The sequence below is a fragment of the Bacillus sp. S10(2024) genome, assembly GCF_050473865.1.
Lineage (GTDB): Bacteria > Bacillota > Bacilli > Bacillales > Bacillaceae_G > Bacillus_A.
The window spans coordinates 4,056,634-4,073,957 of record NZ_JBFLUR010000002.1; the positions used below are offsets into that span (position 1 = coordinate 4,056,634).

The following is a 17,324-nucleotide window of genomic DNA, read 5'->3' on the forward strand; positions in this document are numbered from 1 at the left end:
TCACCAGAATGTTTCAAGAGTTTGTATGAGATGACTACAAGACGATTATGCAAAATTGCATTTTTCATACAAAAATAATTAGATAAGATAGAAGTATGGGGGGATAGAAATGAATCCAGTATTAATGGTCATTCTTATTTTCATGACATGTGGTTTCGCATGTCTATTATGGAAAATATATAAGATAAAGCATATAAAAAAGCAAGTTGGAAAACGGATTGCGATGTATCGACGGACAAAACGGTGCTTGTTTATGCTATTTTGTCCCGTTTACTTCATTGCACAACTCATTTTAACGTATGTTAAATATATAAATGGCGAGATTGATAGTTTTGAAAGATTTTTATTACAAGCGGGAGTTTATGCAGTAACAATTTGTTTCATGAGCCTTTTAACGATTCAATTGTTAAAGGACATCGAGGTTTATGAAGCAGGAGTTGTGGATGGAATAAATTATTATCCTTATGAAGAAGTAAAAGGTTATAAAACATTTGTACAGGGACAGTTTCCACAAGAGAATGTCTTTTTGGATCGCGGTATAGAAAAGTGGAATAATCATGTAAACTTATTAATTCGAAATGAAGATATAAAAGAGTTAGAAGAAGTTCTGCAAAGATATATTCCTAAAATTATGGGGAGCTGAAAAATCCACCTTCACAAGGTGGATTTTTCACTAGAACAAACGATTCACAAGCTCTCTCACTTCTTTAAGGTATTGTTCTCTCGTCTCGTTATCCACAGAAGGAACGCTCGTATAAAAAGCATGCTCTACTGTCTCAATACCAGTAAAATCAAAGATACCTGCGCCTGTTGTTTTCTTGATTGCCTCAAACATGCCACTTGCAGCATAATTTTCTTTCGAGTTTCCCATTGTGGATAATAATAAACCTTTTTTACCTGTTAATAATTTCTCAATGTCATTTGCGCCGTATGCGTAAGCAAATCCGTGGCTGAATACACGATCTACATACCCTTTTAAAATGGCAGGAAGACCTGTCCACCAGACTGGATAAATGAAGGTAATCACATCTGCCCATGTAATATGCTCTTGCTCAGCTTGAATATCAGCCGGTGTATTTCCTTGTGAAAATGAAATGAAATCATCGGTAGCTAATACAGGATTGAAGTTGATTGCATATAGATCGCGAACGCGTACTTCGTGTCCTTTTTCTTGTAGTTGTCCTTGCATTGTTTCTAGAATTGCGTGGTTAAAGCTTTGTGGATTCGGATGTGCATAAACGATTAAATGTTTCATTACCAATCCTCCTATATGTGGATATGTGAGTAGTATGTTCAAAATCAGGCAAAAACACCCACCTGTAACTATTATAGTTACTTGTTGAAGGGGAAGCAAAGAAGATGCTTTGCATAACAGGAATTCTTTTCGTGTGAGCGAATAGGTATAAGGAAAGCGAGGAGAACATACAGATGAACATTCATAACCTTACAATCGAAGAAGCAGAAGAAATCAATACATGGCAATATGAGGCCCCGTATGAACTGTATAGTTTTACTGGGGAAGGTGAAACATTAAAAGAATTGCTTGATGGTACATATTACGGTGTTTGTGATGAACAGGATGAACTCATCGGTTATTTTTGTTTTGGGGATAATGCACAGGTGCCGGGCGGAAGAGAAGCGAAGTTATACACAGGTGAGCACGTCATAGATATCGGACTTGGGATGAAACCAGTGTTAACAGGAAATGGGCTGGGGATATCTTTTTTACAAGCGGGATTGCAGTTTGCGAAGGATAAGTTTAGACCAGAGAAAATTCGATTAAGTGTGGCTGCTTTTAATGAACGGGCCATTCATCTATACATGAAAGCAGGTTTCCAAAAGAAAGTTTCTTTTATGAGTAGAGGTAGAGAATTTCAGCTTATGGAGTATGGGGGATAAAGTGAAACTTTAATCAGTGGGAGGTTTTTCCCCCTAACTTTTTTGCTTTTGCTAGATTTCGAGGTGGGGGTATTACTGCCCACGAATAGCGGGATAAACAAGAAAACCAGCTCTTTTTATATGGAAGCTGGTTTTCTTGTTTTGCCTTATTCAGTATGTGCAGCTCTATGCGCCAAGCGACTTGATGCAGCAGCAGCAATCGCTCCAACGATATCATCGAGGAATGTATGAACTTTACCTGTAGATTTATCGTTTAAATATTTTAAAATACCTGGTTTCAATTTATCGATATAGCCAAAGTTTGTGAAACCGATTGAGCCGTATACGTTGACGATAGATAAGGCGACAACTTCGTCTACTCCGTATAATCCTTCATCGCGGTGGATGATGTCCTGAAGAGGTGCACTTAGCAAACCTTTTTCGGCAAGAACATCTAATTCAATTCCTGTAATGAGGGCATTTTGTACTTCACGTTTGGATAAGACGCGTTCTACATTATAACGGCATTCTTCCATTGCTAAATTTGGATGATAATTTTTTTGAAGAAAATGAACGAGTTCTGCAATATCGTCAATTTTTACACCGCGTTCTTGTAGTAATTGTAATGCTCTTTCTTGTAGTTCATTTCGTTGTGTCATGTTTATCACCTTTTTTTCTTTTTAATATTGTATACGTATAGAATTATGATGTGCATAGGCATGAAAGTTAATTAGCAGCTCATATATATATAGAAAAAAATATAGGTGGCGAGTATGATGATTCAACATATTTATGAGAACTATCATATACACGTCAAAGAATTTACAACTCTTGGTCCTTATAACAGCTTTTGGGTTCGTAATAAAATTTATGTGCTTCTTCCTACGGATCATTTGCAAGAAGAAGAGCTTGTTGAAATGAAGAAATTAAGTGATTATATGAATCAGCAAGGTGATATTACCGTTGCGACGTTTGTGCCAAACGTACAAGGTTATTACGTTAGCGAGATAGAAGAAAAAAATTATTGTTTGTTAAAGGGAATACGTACGTTAGAGCGTAATGTCACTTCATTAGGAAGTGAGCTATCATTATTTCATAAGCGCGGTGCATTCTTTTCTGAAGAAATTGAACATCTCAGCCGAATTGGTGAATGGAAGTCGCTTTGGGAAAAACGATTAGATCAGCTCGAACGTTTTTGGCAATCCAAAATGGTGAGTCACCCTACTGATATGTTTGAACAATTATTTATTGAATCATTTCCATACTACTTAGGTCTTGCCGAAAATGCGATTCAATATGTAGTAGATACAGAAATTGATGATACTCCTCAAGTTGCTGATGCTGCAACCATTTGTCAGGAACGATTTACACCCTTGCTTTGGCGTCAGACAAAGCGATTAAAGCTGCCAGTTGATTGGGTATATGACCATCCAAGTCGTGACTTAGCCGAATGGGTACGTCATACTTCTTTTGAAAAAAGAGAGAACTGGGAAGAAACGATTGCGCAGTTTATAAGCGACTACGAACGGAACTATCCATTATCTTCGTTTGGATGGCGGTTACTATTTGCCCGTCTTCTTTTTCCGCTTCATTATTTTGAAACAGTTGAAGGATATTATTTAGCGGGAAGTGAGGCGCAAAAATCTGTATACCAAGATAAGTTAGACACCATTTTGCAGCGCGTAGATCATTCGGAACAGTTTCTTCAGCAGTTTTATGATCTTATTCGTTTACCCATTGATAAGTTAGGAATTCGTAAGCTTGATTGGCTTACGTAGTATGTAATTTAGAAAAAAGAGACCGTGGTGGGTCTCTTCTTCTAGATTATCTAGCTTCAGCGGCTAGAACAGTCGGTGGCTTCGCGTCTTCCGCCGAGGCAAAAAGCGCCTCTATGTCAGAAGCTCCATCCCCCTCTTGTTCTGAGCGAGCCGCTTCCGCTTTTACATTATCTAGCTTCAGCGGCTAGAACAGTCGGTGGCTTCGCGTCTTCCGCCGAGGCAAAAAGCGCCTCTATGTCAGAAGCTCCATCCCCCTCTTGTTCTGAGCGAGCCGCTTCCGCTTTTACATTATCTAGCTTCAGCGGCTAGAACAGTCGGTGGCTTCGCGTCTTCCGCCGAGGCAAAAAGCGCCTCTATGTCAGAAGCTCCATCCCCCTCCTGTTCTGAGCGAGCCGCTTCCGCTTTTACATTATCTAGCTTCAGCGGCTAGAACAGTCGGTGGCTTCGCGTCTTCCGCCGAGGCAAAAAGCGCCTCTATGTCAGAAGCTCCATCCCCCTCCTGTTCTGAGCGAGCCGCTTCCGCTTTTACATTATCTAGCTTCAGCGGCTAGAACAGTCGGTGGCTTCGCGTCTTCCGCCGAGGCAAAAAGCACCTCTATGTCAGAAGCTCCATCCCCCTCCTGTTCTGAGCGAGCCGCTTCCGCTTTTACATTATCCAGCTCCGCCTTCCAGCCCTTCGCGTCTAAGGTTCTTCCGCACGAGAAAGTAAAAAACACTTTCTGTGCGAAAGAACCTTAGCCGTCAGGGCTAAACGGTCGGCTTCACTTTTAAATTTAAAATACTTGTTCTACTTCAATTACTCCAGGTACTTCTTCTAAAAGCGCACGCTCGATACCAGCTTTTAATGTGATTGTAGAACTTGGGCAGCTGCCGCAAGCGCCTAGAAGGCGTAATTTAACGATACCGTCTTCGATATCTACTAATTCTACGTCACCGCCATCGCGAAGTAAGAATGGACGTAATTTATCTAATACTTCTACTACTTGTTCGTGTAAGTTTTCGTTTTCCATTTTTATCGACTCCTTTCATCAGTTTTATTATAATCAAGATACAGGGGAAAATCTATTTTTTATGTCTTTCTTACGTTGTCAAAATAGTTTATGGAAGTTTTCTTCTTATATGTGACAAATGAGGTACAGAAAAAAATATACGTGCAAATGGGGGAGAGAATATGATAAAAGTTAGTGTGTATGGGGCGAAAGTTGTATGTGCAAGCTGCGTTGGAATGCCATCTTCAACAGAAACGTATGAATGGCTGCAAGCAGCAATCGGACGAAAATATGAAGGGCAAGAAGAGAAGTTTCATTTTGAATATGTGGATATTTATGAGGAGCAGGAAGCGGAAGAAAAACGAGCTTTTGTAGAGCGTGTCATTGAAGAAGACTTATTTTATCCTGTTGTTCTCGTGAATAATGAAATTGTCGGAGAGGGCAATCCGCGCTTAAAGGATGTATACGAAGAAATTGAGAAATATTTATAATATAACATATCACTTACAGAGCTCTTGCAACGTAGATTACTAATCGCAGGGGCTTTTTCTATACTTAGGAGGATGAACGAGATGAAGAAGGGGTTTGTAATGGGGATTATCGGACTTTTGGTACTCAGCGGTATTGCTTATATGAAAGGGGATACAGCTGCGATTCAATCGTTAGCAGGCTGGCTAAGCGTCTTTTTCTTAGCTAGTGCGGCATTTCTTTGTATAGATGGATTTATTTTAGGAGCAAGGGGGACATTTGCTTCGGAAAAGCCAACGCGAAAAGAATCCCGTTTTCAATCTGCTAAAACGAATGCATTTGCAGCGATTCCTAATGTGGCAGCAGCGTTAGGAGTATATTTATGGGTATCGTAATGGAGTATTCTATACCAAAAGAAGTGGAGTTCTTCTTAGATCAATATGTGAATGAACTTCAGGGAATGATTTCGAATGAAAAGCTAGTTGGTGTGTATGTATATGGTTCACTAGCACTAGCTGCGTTTCATCTCGAAACGAGTGATATTGACTTTGTAACGGTTATGAAAGAACAATTCAGTGAAGCAGAGAAAGTGAAAATACGTGAATTACATAAGAGGCTCAGTACACATGAACTCGGTAAACGAATGGACGGAATGTATATTCCGCTTGCTCATGTAGGAAAGCAAAATCATGAGATGTCACCGTACTTATATTGTTCAGAGGGAAAAATAAAGGAAGGCCATTGGGACATTAACTCTGTGACGTGGTGGACGATAAAAAATTGCGGTATTACGGTTTTGGGCCAAAAGTCAAATGAGCTTCCGTATGTAGTAACGTGGGATGATGTTATAAGCACAATGAAATACAATGTGGAACAATATTGGAGTGAGAAAGTAAAGCGTCCATATTTATTTTTAGCTACAGAATGGGTAGAGTCTGCAGTTGTGACAATGGGCCGTATTATATGCACATTAGAAATGGAACGGATTGTTTCTAAAGATGAAGGGCTACAATATATGATGAAGTATTGTAAAGAATGGGAGCCGCTTTTGCAAGAGGTGTACTGGATTCGTCAAAAAGAAGGGTTAAAACCGTCTTTATCAAGATGGAGACGTGCTGAGATGACGAAGCAGTATTTGTTATTTTGGATAGAGGAATGTAAGAAGAGGTGGGAAAGATAAAGTGGAACTTCCCCTTTAAAGCAACAGAAAAAAACAAGAGCTGCTGTGCAGCTCTTGTTTTTTTAACCATTATGATGCTTATACATCCAAAGAATTCCTGATTTTAAAAGGCGAGGTACGCGGCCCATTAACGGCTGATTTGCGAGTAAACCGAAGCCGTGTTTTTTACCGAGAGAACCGAGAACGCCTTTTAGTTTAATGACAGGTAGTTCTTCTGGTAAGGCTTCATTGTTCCAACGTTTTAATAATATTTGGACAATTTGTTCGCCTTGCCCTTCTGCAAGCTGCGCAGATGGTGCATGTGGCAGTGCAGCGCAGTCACCTAGCACATATACATTCTCGTAATCTGGAATATTATGATATTTTGTTAATGCAACCCGGCCACTATTATCATGCTCGACAGGCAGATTACGAACAATCTCACTTGCTTGAATGCCAGCTGTCCATACGATTGCGTCACATTCAAGTGGTTCATCGTGGTTATACACAATATTTGGTTCTACTTTTGTAATGTTCGAGTTGCGAACAATTGTAACATTATGTTTCAAAAACCACTCTTCTACGTATCTACTTAATTTCTCTGGGAACGGGAAAAGAATGCGATCTTTTCGGTCAAATAAATAAATATTTAAGTCTGGACGGCTTTCGCGAAGCTCACTTGCTACTTCAACACCGCTTAATCCAGCTCCTACAACAGCAACTGTTGCATGTGGTTCTAAACCATTTAGTTGTTGATATGTTTGACGAACTTGCTCAATGGATTGAAGGCTATATGTGTTTTCCTTCGCTCCTGGAACGTTGTGATAGTTATCTTCACAACCAAGTCCGATAATTAAGTCATCATAATTGATAACTTCACCGTCCTCAAGATGAACAGCTTTGTTTTCTAGATCAACGTTGGTTATCGTGCCGTATTGAATATTTAGTCGTGGATGCTCTGGAAATGGAATGCGAATATGCGTTTCAGAAATCGTTCCTGCTACTAATGCGTAGTATTCTGTTTTAAAACAGTGATACGGTACTTTGTCGATTAATGTCACTTGAACATCATCTGGAAGTTGGTTGCTCGGAAGAAGACGTTGTAAAACTCTCATTCCACCGTAGCCGCCACCAAGTATTACGAGGTGCTTCATGATGGATTACCCCTTTTCTGTTGAAATATCCCCTAATCATAGAAATTTTTATATTACAAAAATATTTTGACTTTACTCATTCAAATTATATCGAATTTAGAAGCAAATAACAATGCGTGAATGCATACTCTGTTGTACAATAATAAGAAAGTGAAAGCGATTTTAGACAAACATCTTAGGCTTACTGTTATAAGACAAGCTTTGAAATAGATACAGGAGGGATTAAGGTTGATTAAACCGTTGATTGAATTTTGTGTTGGCAACCTTGCAAATGGTGCACAAAAGGCACGTGAACAATTAGAGAAAGATCCAAATTTAGATGTGATTGAGTATGGGTGTCTTGGGTATTGTGGCGTTTGTTTTGAAGGACCTTATGCACTTGTAAACGGTGAAGTTGTAAAAGGTGAAACACCGGATGAACTTGTGAAAAATGTATATGATTATTTAGATGAAAATCCGATGTTTTAGGGCGTTGCAATGAGGCAGCGTCTTTTTCAGTTGAACGCATAAAATTATTTCGAAAGAACAGGCTAACAAGTTAGGAGATACAAAAAAAGAAAGCCCTTTGGTGAAGGGCTTTTTTCTTACACCATATGTGTAAGTACGACAGTGTTACGCCAAAATTGTCGTTGAATATGAGAAACGGGGGACATTCTTATTGTTTTCAAAAAGCGCTCATTTTATACTTATAACAATCAAAAATTTTGGAGTGAAATAACGATGACACAATTTTCTTTCACAAAAATGCATGGACTTGGGAATAACTACATTTATGTAAATATGTTTGAGGAACAAATTGCAGAAGAGCATCTTGCACAAGTTGCTGAAAAAGTGTCGGATGTGAATACTGGAATTGGTTCCGATGGAATGATTTTAATTTGTCCCTCTGACATTGCTCCTGTGAAAATGCGTATTTTTAATAAAGACGGTTCAGAAGGAAAAAGCTGCGGGAATGGACTGCGCTGCGTTGCAAAGTACGCATATGAACATAAACTAGTAGAAGAGAATGTTTTCACAATTGAAACGTTAGCGGGAATCGTTACAGCAGAAGTAAAAGTTGAAGGTAGAATTGTAACTTCGGCTACAATAGATATGGGGGCACCTAGGTTGAAACGCGTTGATTTACCGATGCTAGGCGAAGGGGAAACGCCATTTATTCGTGAAGATTTCCTTTATAATAACCACCGTTATACATTTACGGCTGTCTCAATGGGGAATCCGCATGCTGTTATTTTTGTAGAGGATATTGAAGAAGCTCCGCTTACAACATTAGGACCTGTATTAGAAACACATGAGATGTTTCCAGAAAGCGTAAATGTCGAATTTATTGAAGTACTGAATGATCGTGAAATGCATTTTCGTGTATGGGAACGCGGTTCTGGCATTACACAAGCATGCGGCACAGGAGCATGCGCTGCAGTTGTAACTGCAATCTTAAATGGAAAGATGAAGCAAGGCCAAGAAATCACGGTTCATTTAGCCGGCGGGGATTTAATGATTACATGGACAGAAGAAGGAACAGTTCTCATGAATGGCCCAGCAGAAGTCACTTGCAATGGTGTATATTATTATAAGATTGAAGAGTAAAGATGTATAATAGGACGAGAGAAGAAAGGGAGGTGGATTCTATGATTACTGTAACTGAACAAGCGGCATATCAAATTAAAGATATGTTAAAAGATGCCGAGGAAGGAGAAAGATACGTTCGCCTTGCTGTACACGGCGGTGGATGTAGTGGTCTTTCTTATGGCTTAGGATTTGAAAGAGAACCAAATGAAGACGACACAGTTCTTGAATTTTTCGGTGTTGAATTTGTTATTGATAAAGAAAGTGCTCCAATTGTAAAAGGAGTAAAAATCGATTATAAGCAATCGATGCTTGGCGGCGGATTTACAATTGACAACCCAAATGCAATCGCATCATGTGGCTGCGGATCATCTTTCCGTACGGCAACGAATGCTGGTAAGCCTGAGGAATGTTAACGTTAGATAACATTTGCGAAGTGTGCATCTATAACGATTAATCATACTAACCTTCTTGACGGTGAATTACAAATTTCATTCGTTAAGAGGTTTTTTATTTTGTAATACAATAGAAAAATGTCGGAAAAGATAGAAAATTGACGTTTTTTATTGCTGTTTGCTCATTTGCATGCTAATATAATATTAATTATCTATAATAGAAGATGGTTCTTCTTTTTAAATTAACAGAATTTTCAGAAATGATGTTTTGTATGGCTTTTTCCTGTTTCCTCTTTCTTGTACGTCGTTACACCGAATGAATATAAACAATAAAAAGCACTTATACCTATCTATTATTTCTAAAACCGGAAAACATAACGAATTAGTAAATTTAAAAAGCGTAATATAAAATTAAAAGATTTTTCGAGGAAGCGTGTATTATCCCCCTTATAAAAAATTAGGGAGGCATAGAATATGGGAATTTCTACACTACTATTAAATGCATTCATTATTATAATTTGTATCCTTAGTTATCAAGTATTTTGGTTAGATAAGACAGAAAAAAGAGCATGTAACAATATACTCATTTCTTTTCTTTCATCGATTGCAATTGTTCTTTGCATGACATTTCCAATTCATTTACATGATGGATATATTTATGATTTGCGTTTTATTCCTATTCTTTTAGTGCTTCTGTACGGAAACACAAGAAGCATGATTTGTATAAGTATTGTATATATTGCGTATCGATTTTACTTAGGTGGAAACGGCTTTTTTTCATCAGTTATTATATATACTATCATTACAACGGTTACGACAATATTACGTTATTTTATCCCCATTTATTTTAGGAGAAAAAAAATATTGTTCAACACATTATTTCTTTTGATTTGTACGGTTTTTTTTTCTATCTTTGGGATAATGAATGAAATTGAAATATACGGTAAAATCGAAACGGTTTTTATTGGATTTTTGATTAATTATGTAGTGGTCAACGTCTTCACAGGGTTATTATCTGTTTACTTAGTAGAGGGAATGATCGAGAAATATAAAATGAAAGAAAAAATTCAAAGAGCTGAAAAATTTTATACAGCTAGTGAATTAGCGGCATCAATCGCACATGAAGTTCATAACCCGCTGACGACTGTCTATGGATTCGCTCAATTATTCCGTGAAAATGAACTTTCAAAAACATCTCAAGATAAATACTTGAAAATCATGTTAATGGAATTAGAAAACGTACAATTAATTATCAATAATTATTTATCTCTAACAAAACCACAAAATACAATAAAAAAACCACAAAATATAAGGTGTATTTTTCGAGAAATAACAAATATGATTTCTCCGCTAGCAATTTCATATCACGTTGAAATACAGAGAGATATTCCAGAGCATTTGTATATAAATGCGAATCCTGAAAAATTAAAACAGTGCTTCACTAACATTTTACAAAATGGAATTGAAGCTATGAAAGATGGCGGAGTATTACAAATTCATGCGCAAAAAATCAAGGGTAATCTTGTAATTGATATTATTGATTCAGGAGTTGGAATGTCCAAACAAGAAATAAAGCGGATTGCCACGCCATTTTATTCAACAAAAGAAAAAGGAACCGGGCTTGGCACTATGATTGCGTATAGCATTATTAAAGAGCTAAATGGAGATATAGAAATAGAGAGTACACGAGGAAAAGGAACGTGCTTTTCTATCATTATACCTTGCTGATTAAAGATGAAATCAAGCGCTTTTTTTATTAAAGACTTTTAATAAAATCATGACAAAAATTCAATAATAAAAAAGAGGTGATTTTGATGGGAAAATGGAATGAACAGGCAGCGCCGAATAATAATCTGCCATCCAGCACAATTCGGTCATCTGAACTCCTATTAGGAAAGAAAGCAGACCATGAATTTTCAGAGGAACTTTCCGATGGTGGGGAAAGAGATAAAAACATTCAAATACTCAAAAACATTTCTAAATAGAAAAAATAGTGGCGATGAAAAAAGCGCCACTATTTTTTTGTTTTGTACAAAAAATTCTATTTTAAGCAAAAATCAAGGGCTGAAAGTTAAAAACATCACGATACCTATAAAATCATTAAGTTAATAAAAAGGGTCTTTTTATTAACTTAGGATGTTTCAAAAGATGTTCACCGCCATATTCTCACAGCATACGTTTCAAAAATATATGCCAAGATCAAAAAGATTATTGTATAGTTTAAATATTAAGTCAACTTGAGGGCTATGCATCAGTTAGTGATGTTACGTAATCACTTTCGAGAAAATGGTATTAACCGTGTTTCTATTTTATTACTAAAGGGGGAGTAAACATGGCACAACAAAGCTTGAAACGCGAACTGCAACCGCGCCATATTAGGCTTATGGCAATCGGTGGGATGATTGGGACAGGGATTTTCAAAGGAAGTGCAGATACAATTTCAGCTGCAGGACCCGGCATTGTTTTTTCTTATTTATTTGCAGGATTTCTTCTTCTCATTGTTATGAGTGCAATAGCGGAAATGGCTATTGCTTATCCTGGTTTAAACATTCAAGGGATGATTCAAAAAGCTTTTGGTTCACGTTTCGCCTTTGTCATTGGTTGGCTCTACTGGATCGACTGGATTTTAGTTATTATTGTTGAGGTTTTAGCAGGGGGGAGCTTTTTACAATATTGGATTCCATCTGCTCCTTTATGGTTACTTAGTTTAGCCTGTACTGCGCTTCTTCTTTTTATCAATTTGGTTAGCGTCAAACTTTACGGTGAAATAGAGTTTTGGCTTGCGAGTTTCAAAATTATTACCCTTGTTTTATTTATTTTGCTTGGTTTTGCCTTGTTATTTGGCTTCGTTCCAAATCATGAAGCAACATACTTTACAAATTATACAAGTCACGGGGGATTCTTTCCAAAAGGATGGGGAAGTATTTTTACAGCACTCCTAATAGTCGTCTTTTCTTTCGGAGGCTCAGAATTAATCGGGTTAACTGTAACAGAAACGAAAAACGTGGAACAGACACTTCCGAAAGTAATAAAAGGGGTCATGTTCCGAGTGGTTTTATTTTATACATTACCTATTCTAATCATTACTGGACTTATCCCTTGGGACGAAGTAGGAAAGCAAGGTAGTCCTTTTGTACAGGTTTTCTCTGCAACTGGATTACAAGGTGTAGCACATATTATGAACTTCATTTTATTGACCGCTGTGCTGTCAGCTGCCAACTCAGGAATGTATGCTACTTCTCGCATTTTGTACTCTCTGGCACAAAATAACGAAGCGCCTTCTCTGTTCTCTCGTCTCACTAAGCGCGGTGTTCCTATATGGGGAGTTCTTGTCAGTTGCATTGGTTTATTAATTGGGTCTTTTATCGCGTTCCTTACACCAGAGCACGTCTTTGGTTATATGATGTCTATCCCAGGATTTACTGTTTTGCTTATTTGGACTAGCATCTGCCTTGCGCAATTCAAGTTGCGTAAACAGTATTCTAAAATGCCGTATTTTCGTGTGTGGTTATTCCCGTACAGCACCTTGTTTGCGGCAGCGGCCTTGGCAATTATTTTTATTTTCTTCTTGTTCAACGCAGGTAATATAATTAACTCTATTGTATGCATAAGTATTCTTATCCTTTTATCTGGTTTATCTATTTTTGTTGGAAGAAAGGAATCGAAATAATGATTCTCAGTTTAAAAGGAATATTCATTTTATAGGAGTAAAAAGGCCGTGTGAAGCCATTGCCATCAACTTTAGAAAAGCGCGCCTGATGCCAATTGGCATCAGGCGCGCTTTTCTTACTGTATTTGAGTAAAATCAATACTCAAATACAGCTTCCCTTGGTTCACTTTTGCTCATATTTTACGTCGTTACTAGTGGCGTGGTCTGCCTCCATTTCTAGAAATTCGCCAGAGAGTAGCTCGAATCTTCACATCTGCTTCAGAAGCGATTTATAGCTTTCGGCATAGGAAATTGGCAATGGTCTAAAGATGGACGCTCTTTTTTTGCTGCATCTGCATAGTATCGACTTATATGTTGGGGATTTAAATGGGTTAATTTGTCAAAATTTATTAATTTCACAAAATGTTCAAAAAATTATCTTTTGAAAAAGTGAAAGTTATAGTATCATCTAATTAAGTAGAACTTTTCGACAAATAAAGACATGTTTTTACAAAAAATACGAAAAGTTTTACGGAGTATTTTTCATTCTAAATCTTGGTTTCATAGAAAATAAGGAGGAATGATGAAGGTGAAAAAGCATTGTAAATTTCTCAATAAATCATTTAAAGAATTGGTACAGGAAAATAAACAAAAGATACTAAATGATAAACAAGAGATGGAAAAAATTGAACAACGCATTGAACAGCGTTATGAAATGAAAAAGTCAGCCTCGTAATAAAGCTATATATAAGTTGAAAAAATGACAGAAAAATCTCTTTCTTGTTAGGTGGGATAAAAGCGTCTGGTTTCAAATGGAAACGGTTTCTTGTTGCGTACTAGGCTTCAAACAAAAGAAGAAGGAAAGTGCGGGGCATGTTGTACTTACTGTACAGAGGCAACTTATTTGTTGGAAAGTTAATATAAATTCATATCTGAAAATGAAAAGAAGATAACTATCTATATAAATGGAAACAAAATGGATTTATATAGTATGGAGTTATCTTCTTTTACTTTTTTTACGGACGTTTCTAGTTCTGCATTGCTAACGGTTATATTACTAGTAATATATATTTGTATTACTGGCAGCATCTATTGGGATACAAGCGACAATTAATAATGTTGGCAGGGCAGCTGATAATAGGGATGCGAGTTTGTTCATTAATGTTAGCAAAGATATCTTGACTCCCACTTAAAGTGTCAGTCCATACTGAAATCAATTTTTCTGGTGCGGCTTCTTGTTGTACCATAATCTCTCATTTGTTGAGTGTGATATTACATAATATGCATAGAATAATAGAATGGAACATGCCGATATAAGCAAGCATTATGTATCTTCTAGTTTCTATATAGAAAATTTTTTGGCGGATAGAAGTGTGGCGCTGAAGTATCTCATATTAACAATCTTTCGTAAATTTAGTCATCAATTCCGAGATTATAGATTCTAAAAGTTCGAATTATGAATAGGTACTACGTTAATAAGTGAGGAATTATGGAGAAGTCAAGTAAGGAGAGGAATACAAGACCCTCTCCTTATTTTTTGATAAATGCTTCCTCTGAAATCACTATAAAACCATGTCGTCTAAATAATGCAGTAGTAACGCCGTAACCATCTTGTTTTTGCCCATTAAATTCCCCTGTATAAATAACAGAACTTCCACATGACGGACTGCGTTCTTTTAAAATAATATACTCAGGGTTTAAATCTTTGATTTGCTCTAACGCTTTGTAGGCACCTGCAATAAAGATGTCCGTCACGTCATTTCCGCTGCGATCTATAACTTTCGCATTTCCATCTAACACATCATCTCCGTTGCCTCCAATGATTTCAGCAGGCATACGAGGCGTTGGTAATCCGCCTAACACTTCCGGACAAATAAGAATTGTTTCTTCTTTTTCTAGTAGTTCTTCAATCTTTGCAACGAGATTATCGTTTCCGTCATAACGACAAGCAATTCCAGCTAAACAAGCACTAATGACAATCACGTCTTCACCTCATTTGGAAGAATTTATTTCCATCATACAACAAAATCTTCCGCCACTTTTATGTTTTTTCTCTTATTTATAAAAGGGGGCGATGAACATGAGTAAATTGTATTCATTAATGAAACAACATAGTGAGTTTCAAAATAAAGAAGAATTTAACACCTATCAGCAGCGAATTTTAACGCAGTATCAAAAGGAGATTAACAAAACGGATTTTCTAGTCATTCGTTTGTTAGGGAGATATGCGGTGAATGAAAAACAAAAAACAGTTGGCGTTGCATGTCCGCTAATGGAAACGATCGCTGTGAAAATAGAGAAAAATATACGAACTGTGCGCCGTTCTGTCGCAAAGCTTGAACGACTTGGGATTATTAAGCGTGTGTTCACAAAAGAAAGACATAAGCGAGGCGGATATAGTGCTAATTTGTATGTATTTCGGAAACAGGCAGTTGACCGCATGATTGACCGCATGCAAATGACCGTATGTGAAAATGGGGAAAGTACAGGAGACTGTAAGGAGGAACGCTTGAATGAGGAGATGGAAACTAGTGTTTATGAAAACAATTTAAAGATAAAACAGAAAACAAAAACGTATAACATGGATGCAACGTATTGTCGTCATGACATACCACAGCAATTTGTAAATGCAATTGCACCAATGTCGCAAAATCCACAAACAATTAATTTTGCTTGGAGTAAAGTGGAACTTGCTTACAAAAAGAGTGGTTTGTACGAGGTAGGGCTGTTATGGGAGCAACTGATGACTCAAGATGATATACAAGTACAAATCATGCGGCGGACAAAAAGTGCGGTCAGGGCGTATAAGTGCGGTGAAATTCGCAAAGATTTTGGAGCGCTTTTGTATAGTACGATACAGGCGTTATTTCTAGATGTTGCATTAGAGTGGGGGGCGGCGGCGAGGCGGAACAGCGGGATTGTTTTATATAATCCATTTGAATGTAAAAAAAGAAAAGAGTTATGCGTTTGAAGCATAACCCTTACTGTTAATCAAATTTCCGTACAGTTGGAACGCGGATTGCGATAAAGAGTACAAAGACAATGACCGCAATTGCACCGCTTTTCATAACTATAACAATCGGTATTCCAGCAGCTAAAGCAAGCGATGTAACTGCATAAGAAATCGGGATAAATCCCATTGATGATAACATGAGTAAGCTCATTACGCGGCCCATCATTTCTTCTTTTACAGTCGATTGAATCATTGCCATTAACGGCACAATAGCCATAGCGATTGTAATGCCGTAAAAGCAGCCAGAAAGAAGCGCCTGCCAAAGTGTTGTACTGAAATTAATGGACAGGAAGAAAACACCTGACAATAGCATCATAATAATGCAAAATAACCCGCGGCGGCGACTAATGTTTCGTAGTCCAACGATAACGGCGCCAATAGCCATCCCGCCGCCAACCGCTGCTTCTAAATAACTAAATTGTAAAGAGTCACCGTGCAGTACATTTTTAACAAACAGTGGAAATCCGACTTGCATTGGCCCGATTAAAAATAAGTTCAAAAAGGCACTGCAAATAAGGAATGTTGATAAAAACGAAGATTCTTTCACATAAAGAATACCTTCTTTAATAGAAGTGAACATGCCTTTATTTTTGTGCTTTTCTTCTTGTTCTACATTTGAATGAACCTTTTGAATCAGTATGGCAGCGACAATTAATAATAGAATGGTTATAGTAAAGATTGTCTCATAATTACTGAATTTAATCAGTATCCCGCCAAGAACAGGGCCGAGGATAACTGATGCCTGGTTCGTCATTTGTGTAAGCGAATTTGCTTGTGTAAGACGATGCTTCGCTACGAGCTCAGGTAAGATAGAACCGTCAGCAGACCAGAAAAAGGCATCGGCTAATCCGAAGAAAAGTGCAAATAAAGCAAATGTGTATAGTGTGACGTGACCGACAATAAACCAAATGAGAATGATCGTGACAAGAAATGCCCGAACAATATTAGAATAAAACATGATATTCTTTTTCGGGAATTTGTCTGCAACAGCTCCACCGATAATCATGAAGATAAGGCGCGGAACACTAAGAGCCACAAAGACAACGCCGAGTGACGCTTCTAAATTTAATGTTTTTGCTATGTACCACGTTTGGGAAAACGTAAAAAATGCTAAGGCAAAGCTTGAAAATAGAGTGGCGGCCCAAAGAAATAGGAAGTTTGTATTTTTTAATAAAGGCATTTCCATTTCTTGTAGGACGGGTTTACTTTTTTGTAATTCCTCCATATGAATCCCTTTCTGTCATATGTCTTTTTATCTTTGTTAACAGTTTCTTC

At 37.5% G+C, this 17,324-nt stretch carries 19 protein-coding genes and 1 pseudogene; 14 read left to right on the forward strand and 6 right to left on the reverse strand.

Annotated elements, in window-relative coordinates; genetic code table 11:
• Nucleotides 1-109: 109 nt before the first annotated feature.
• Complete coding sequence (locus AB1280_RS20555; RefSeq protein ID WP_429756826.1) at nt 110-643, forward strand: iron ABC transporter substrate-binding protein; 534 nt, start codon at nt 110-112, stop codon at nt 641-643.
• 30 nt (nt 644-673) lie between these two features.
• On the opposite strand, the gene AB1280_RS20560 is transcribed toward AB1280_RS20555, so the two are convergent.
• Nucleotides 674-1,255 carry an NAD(P)H-dependent oxidoreductase gene (locus AB1280_RS20560; RefSeq protein ID WP_429756827.1) on the reverse strand — a complete coding sequence of 194 codons (582 nt, stop codon included), beginning with the start codon at nt 1,253-1,255 and terminating at the stop codon, nt 674-676.
• A 173-nt stretch (nt 1,256-1,428) separates the two neighbouring features.
• On the opposite strand from AB1280_RS20560, the gene AB1280_RS20565 reads away from it, so the two are divergent.
• Nucleotides 1,429-1,899 (forward strand): GNAT family N-acetyltransferase, encoded by a 471-nt coding sequence (locus tag AB1280_RS20565; protein ID WP_429756828.1) that lies wholly within the window; start codon nt 1,429-1,431, stop codon nt 1,897-1,899.
• A 146-nt stretch (nt 1,900-2,045) separates the two neighbouring features.
• Here AB1280_RS20565 and AB1280_RS20570 read toward each other — a convergent pair whose 3' ends face one another.
• Nucleotides 2,046-2,537: a phosphatidylglycerophosphatase A family protein gene (locus AB1280_RS20570; protein WP_272189204.1), complete on the reverse strand. Its 492-nt coding sequence runs from the start codon at nt 2,535-2,537 to the stop codon at nt 2,046-2,048.
• 117 nt (nt 2,538-2,654) lie between these two features.
• Here AB1280_RS20570 and yutH point away from each other — a divergent pair, with 117 nt between their 5' ends.
• Complete coding sequence (gene yutH / locus AB1280_RS20575; protein WP_429756829.1) at nt 2,655-3,656, forward strand: spore coat putative kinase YutH; 1,002 nt, start codon at nt 2,655-2,657, stop codon at nt 3,654-3,656.
• Nucleotides 3,657-4,429: 773 nt separating this feature from the next.
• Here the strand turns inward: yutH and AB1280_RS20580 are convergent.
• Nucleotides 4,430-4,648, reverse strand: a pseudogene (locus tag AB1280_RS20580) (NifU family protein); the annotation flags it as partial.
• Between the two features lie 179 nt (nt 4,649-4,827).
• On the opposite strand from AB1280_RS20580, the gene AB1280_RS20585 reads away from it, so the two are divergent.
• The 3 genes from AB1280_RS20585 to AB1280_RS20595 all read left to right on the forward strand — a co-directional run bounded on the left by AB1280_RS20585 (nt 4,828) and on the right by AB1280_RS20595 (nt 6,293).
• Entirely contained in the window at nt 4,828-5,136 is a 309-nt protein-coding gene (locus tag AB1280_RS20585; RefSeq protein WP_429756830.1) for a YuzD family protein, read from the forward strand.
• A gap of 81 nt (nt 5,137-5,217) precedes the next feature.
• Nucleotides 5,218-5,508 (forward strand): hypothetical protein, encoded by a 291-nt coding sequence (locus tag AB1280_RS20590; RefSeq protein ID WP_429756831.1) that lies wholly within the window; start codon nt 5,218-5,220, stop codon nt 5,506-5,508.
• Nucleotides 5,496-6,293, forward strand: a complete 798-nt coding sequence (locus tag AB1280_RS20595; RefSeq protein WP_429756832.1) for a nucleotidyltransferase domain-containing protein — start codon at nt 5,496-5,498, stop codon at nt 6,291-6,293. The genes AB1280_RS20590 and AB1280_RS20595 overlap by 13 nt, the downstream gene beginning before the upstream one ends.
• A 62-nt stretch (nt 6,294-6,355) precedes the next feature.
• Here AB1280_RS20595 and AB1280_RS20600 read toward each other — a convergent pair whose 3' ends face one another.
• Nucleotides 6,356-7,426 carry an NAD(P)/FAD-dependent oxidoreductase gene (locus AB1280_RS20600; RefSeq protein WP_429756833.1) on the reverse strand — a complete coding sequence of 357 codons (1,071 nt, stop codon included), beginning with the start codon at nt 7,424-7,426 and terminating at the stop codon, nt 6,356-6,358.
• Between the two features lie 228 nt (nt 7,427-7,654).
• On the opposite strand from AB1280_RS20600, the gene AB1280_RS20605 reads away from it, so the two are divergent.
• From AB1280_RS20605 to AB1280_RS20635, 7 genes are all read left to right on the forward strand, one after another.
• A complete protein-coding gene (locus AB1280_RS20605; protein WP_098917996.1) occupies nt 7,655-7,894 on the forward strand; it encodes a YuzB family protein in 240 nt (79 codons plus the stop codon).
• Nucleotides 7,895-8,146: 252 nt separating this feature from the next.
• Complete coding sequence (dapF, locus tag AB1280_RS20610) at nt 8,147-9,013, forward strand: diaminopimelate epimerase (protein ID WP_429756834.1); 867 nt, start codon at nt 8,147-8,149, stop codon at nt 9,011-9,013.
• A 41-nt stretch (nt 9,014-9,054) separates the two neighbouring features.
• The gene (locus AB1280_RS20615) at nt 9,055-9,408 is read left to right on the forward strand and encodes a HesB/IscA family protein (RefSeq protein ID WP_306198709.1); all 354 of its coding nucleotides are present in this window, start codon (nt 9,055-9,057) and stop codon (nt 9,406-9,408) included.
• 453 nt (nt 9,409-9,861) lie between these two features.
• Complete coding sequence (locus AB1280_RS20620; RefSeq protein WP_429756835.1) at nt 9,862-11,115, forward strand: ATP-binding protein; 1,254 nt, start codon at nt 9,862-9,864, stop codon at nt 11,113-11,115.
• A gap of 86 nt (nt 11,116-11,201) precedes the next feature.
• Complete coding sequence (locus AB1280_RS20625; RefSeq protein ID WP_429756836.1) at nt 11,202-11,372, forward strand: hypothetical protein; 171 nt, start codon at nt 11,202-11,204, stop codon at nt 11,370-11,372.
• Nucleotides 11,373-11,719: 347 nt separating this feature from the next.
• A complete protein-coding gene (locus tag AB1280_RS20630; RefSeq protein ID WP_429756837.1) occupies nt 11,720-13,057 on the forward strand; it encodes an amino acid permease in 1,338 nt (445 codons plus the stop codon).
• A 562-nt stretch (nt 13,058-13,619) separates the two neighbouring features.
• On the forward strand, nt 13,620-13,772 hold the full coding sequence (locus tag AB1280_RS20635; RefSeq protein WP_429756838.1) for an FbpB family small basic protein: 153 nt from the start codon (nt 13,620-13,622) through the stop codon (nt 13,770-13,772).
• A 794-nt stretch (nt 13,773-14,566) separates the two neighbouring features.
• Here the strand turns inward: AB1280_RS20635 and AB1280_RS20640 are convergent.
• A complete protein-coding gene (locus AB1280_RS20640) occupies nt 14,567-15,019 on the reverse strand; it encodes a DUF523 domain-containing protein (protein ID WP_429756839.1) in 453 nt (150 codons plus the stop codon).
• Nucleotides 15,020-15,116: 97 nt separating this feature from the next.
• Here AB1280_RS20640 and AB1280_RS20645 point away from each other — a divergent pair, with 97 nt between their 5' ends.
• Nucleotides 15,117-16,007 carry a helix-turn-helix domain-containing protein gene (locus AB1280_RS20645; protein WP_429756840.1) on the forward strand — a complete coding sequence of 297 codons (891 nt, stop codon included), beginning with the start codon at nt 15,117-15,119 and terminating at the stop codon, nt 16,005-16,007.
• A 16-nt stretch (nt 16,008-16,023) separates the two neighbouring features.
• Here AB1280_RS20645 and AB1280_RS20650 read toward each other — a convergent pair whose 3' ends face one another.
• Nucleotides 16,024-17,274, reverse strand: coding sequence for an MFS transporter (locus tag AB1280_RS20650; RefSeq protein ID WP_272189220.1), 1,251 nt, complete (start codon nt 17,272-17,274; stop codon nt 16,024-16,026).
• Between the last annotated feature and the right edge of the window lie 50 nt (nt 17,275-17,324).

What these genes read in the sequence shown, in the direction of transcription:
- AB1280_RS20555 (WP_429756826.1), top strand. Translation starts at nt 110, where the DNA reads ATGAATCCAGTATTAATGGTCATTCTTATTTTCATGACATGTGGTTTC.
- yutH (WP_429756829.1), top strand. Translation starts at nt 2,655, where the DNA reads ATGATTCAACATATTTATGAGAACTATCATATACACGTCAAAGAATTT.
- AB1280_RS20590 (WP_429756831.1), top strand. Translation starts at nt 5,218, where the DNA reads ATGAAGAAGGGGTTTGTAATGGGGATTATCGGACTTTTGGTACTCAGC.
- AB1280_RS20600 (WP_429756833.1), bottom strand. Translation starts at nt 7,426, where the DNA reads ATGAAGCACCTCGTAATACTTGGTGGCGGCTACGGTGGAATGAGAGTT.
- AB1280_RS20650 (WP_272189220.1), bottom strand. Translation starts at nt 17,274, where the DNA reads ATGGAGGAATTACAAAAAAGTAAACCCGTCCTACAAGAAATGGAAATG.
- AB1280_RS20595 (WP_429756832.1), top strand. Translation starts at nt 5,496, where the DNA reads ATGGGTATCGTAATGGAGTATTCTATACCAAAAGAAGTGGAGTTCTTC.
- AB1280_RS20585 (WP_429756830.1), top strand. Translation starts at nt 4,828, where the DNA reads ATGATAAAAGTTAGTGTGTATGGGGCGAAAGTTGTATGTGCAAGCTGC.
- AB1280_RS20645 (WP_429756840.1), top strand. Translation starts at nt 15,117, where the DNA reads ATGAGTAAATTGTATTCATTAATGAAACAACATAGTGAGTTTCAAAAT.
- AB1280_RS20635 (WP_429756838.1), top strand. Translation starts at nt 13,620, where the DNA reads ATGAAGGTGAAAAAGCATTGTAAATTTCTCAATAAATCATTTAAAGAA.
- AB1280_RS20620 (WP_429756835.1), top strand. Translation starts at nt 9,862, where the DNA reads ATGGGAATTTCTACACTACTATTAAATGCATTCATTATTATAATTTGT.
- AB1280_RS20630 (WP_429756837.1), top strand. Translation starts at nt 11,720, where the DNA reads ATGGCACAACAAAGCTTGAAACGCGAACTGCAACCGCGCCATATTAGG.
- AB1280_RS20565 (WP_429756828.1), top strand. Translation starts at nt 1,429, where the DNA reads ATGAACATTCATAACCTTACAATCGAAGAAGCAGAAGAAATCAATACA.
- AB1280_RS20625 (WP_429756836.1), top strand. Translation starts at nt 11,202, where the DNA reads ATGGGAAAATGGAATGAACAGGCAGCGCCGAATAATAATCTGCCATCC.
- AB1280_RS20615 (WP_306198709.1), top strand. Translation starts at nt 9,055, where the DNA reads ATGATTACTGTAACTGAACAAGCGGCATATCAAATTAAAGATATGTTA.
- AB1280_RS20560 (WP_429756827.1), bottom strand. Translation starts at nt 1,255, where the DNA reads ATGAAACATTTAATCGTTTATGCACATCCGAATCCACAAAGCTTTAAC.
- dapF (WP_429756834.1), top strand. Translation starts at nt 8,147, where the DNA reads ATGACACAATTTTCTTTCACAAAAATGCATGGACTTGGGAATAACTAC.
- AB1280_RS20570 (WP_272189204.1), bottom strand. Translation starts at nt 2,537, where the DNA reads ATGACACAACGAAATGAACTACAAGAAAGAGCATTACAATTACTACAA.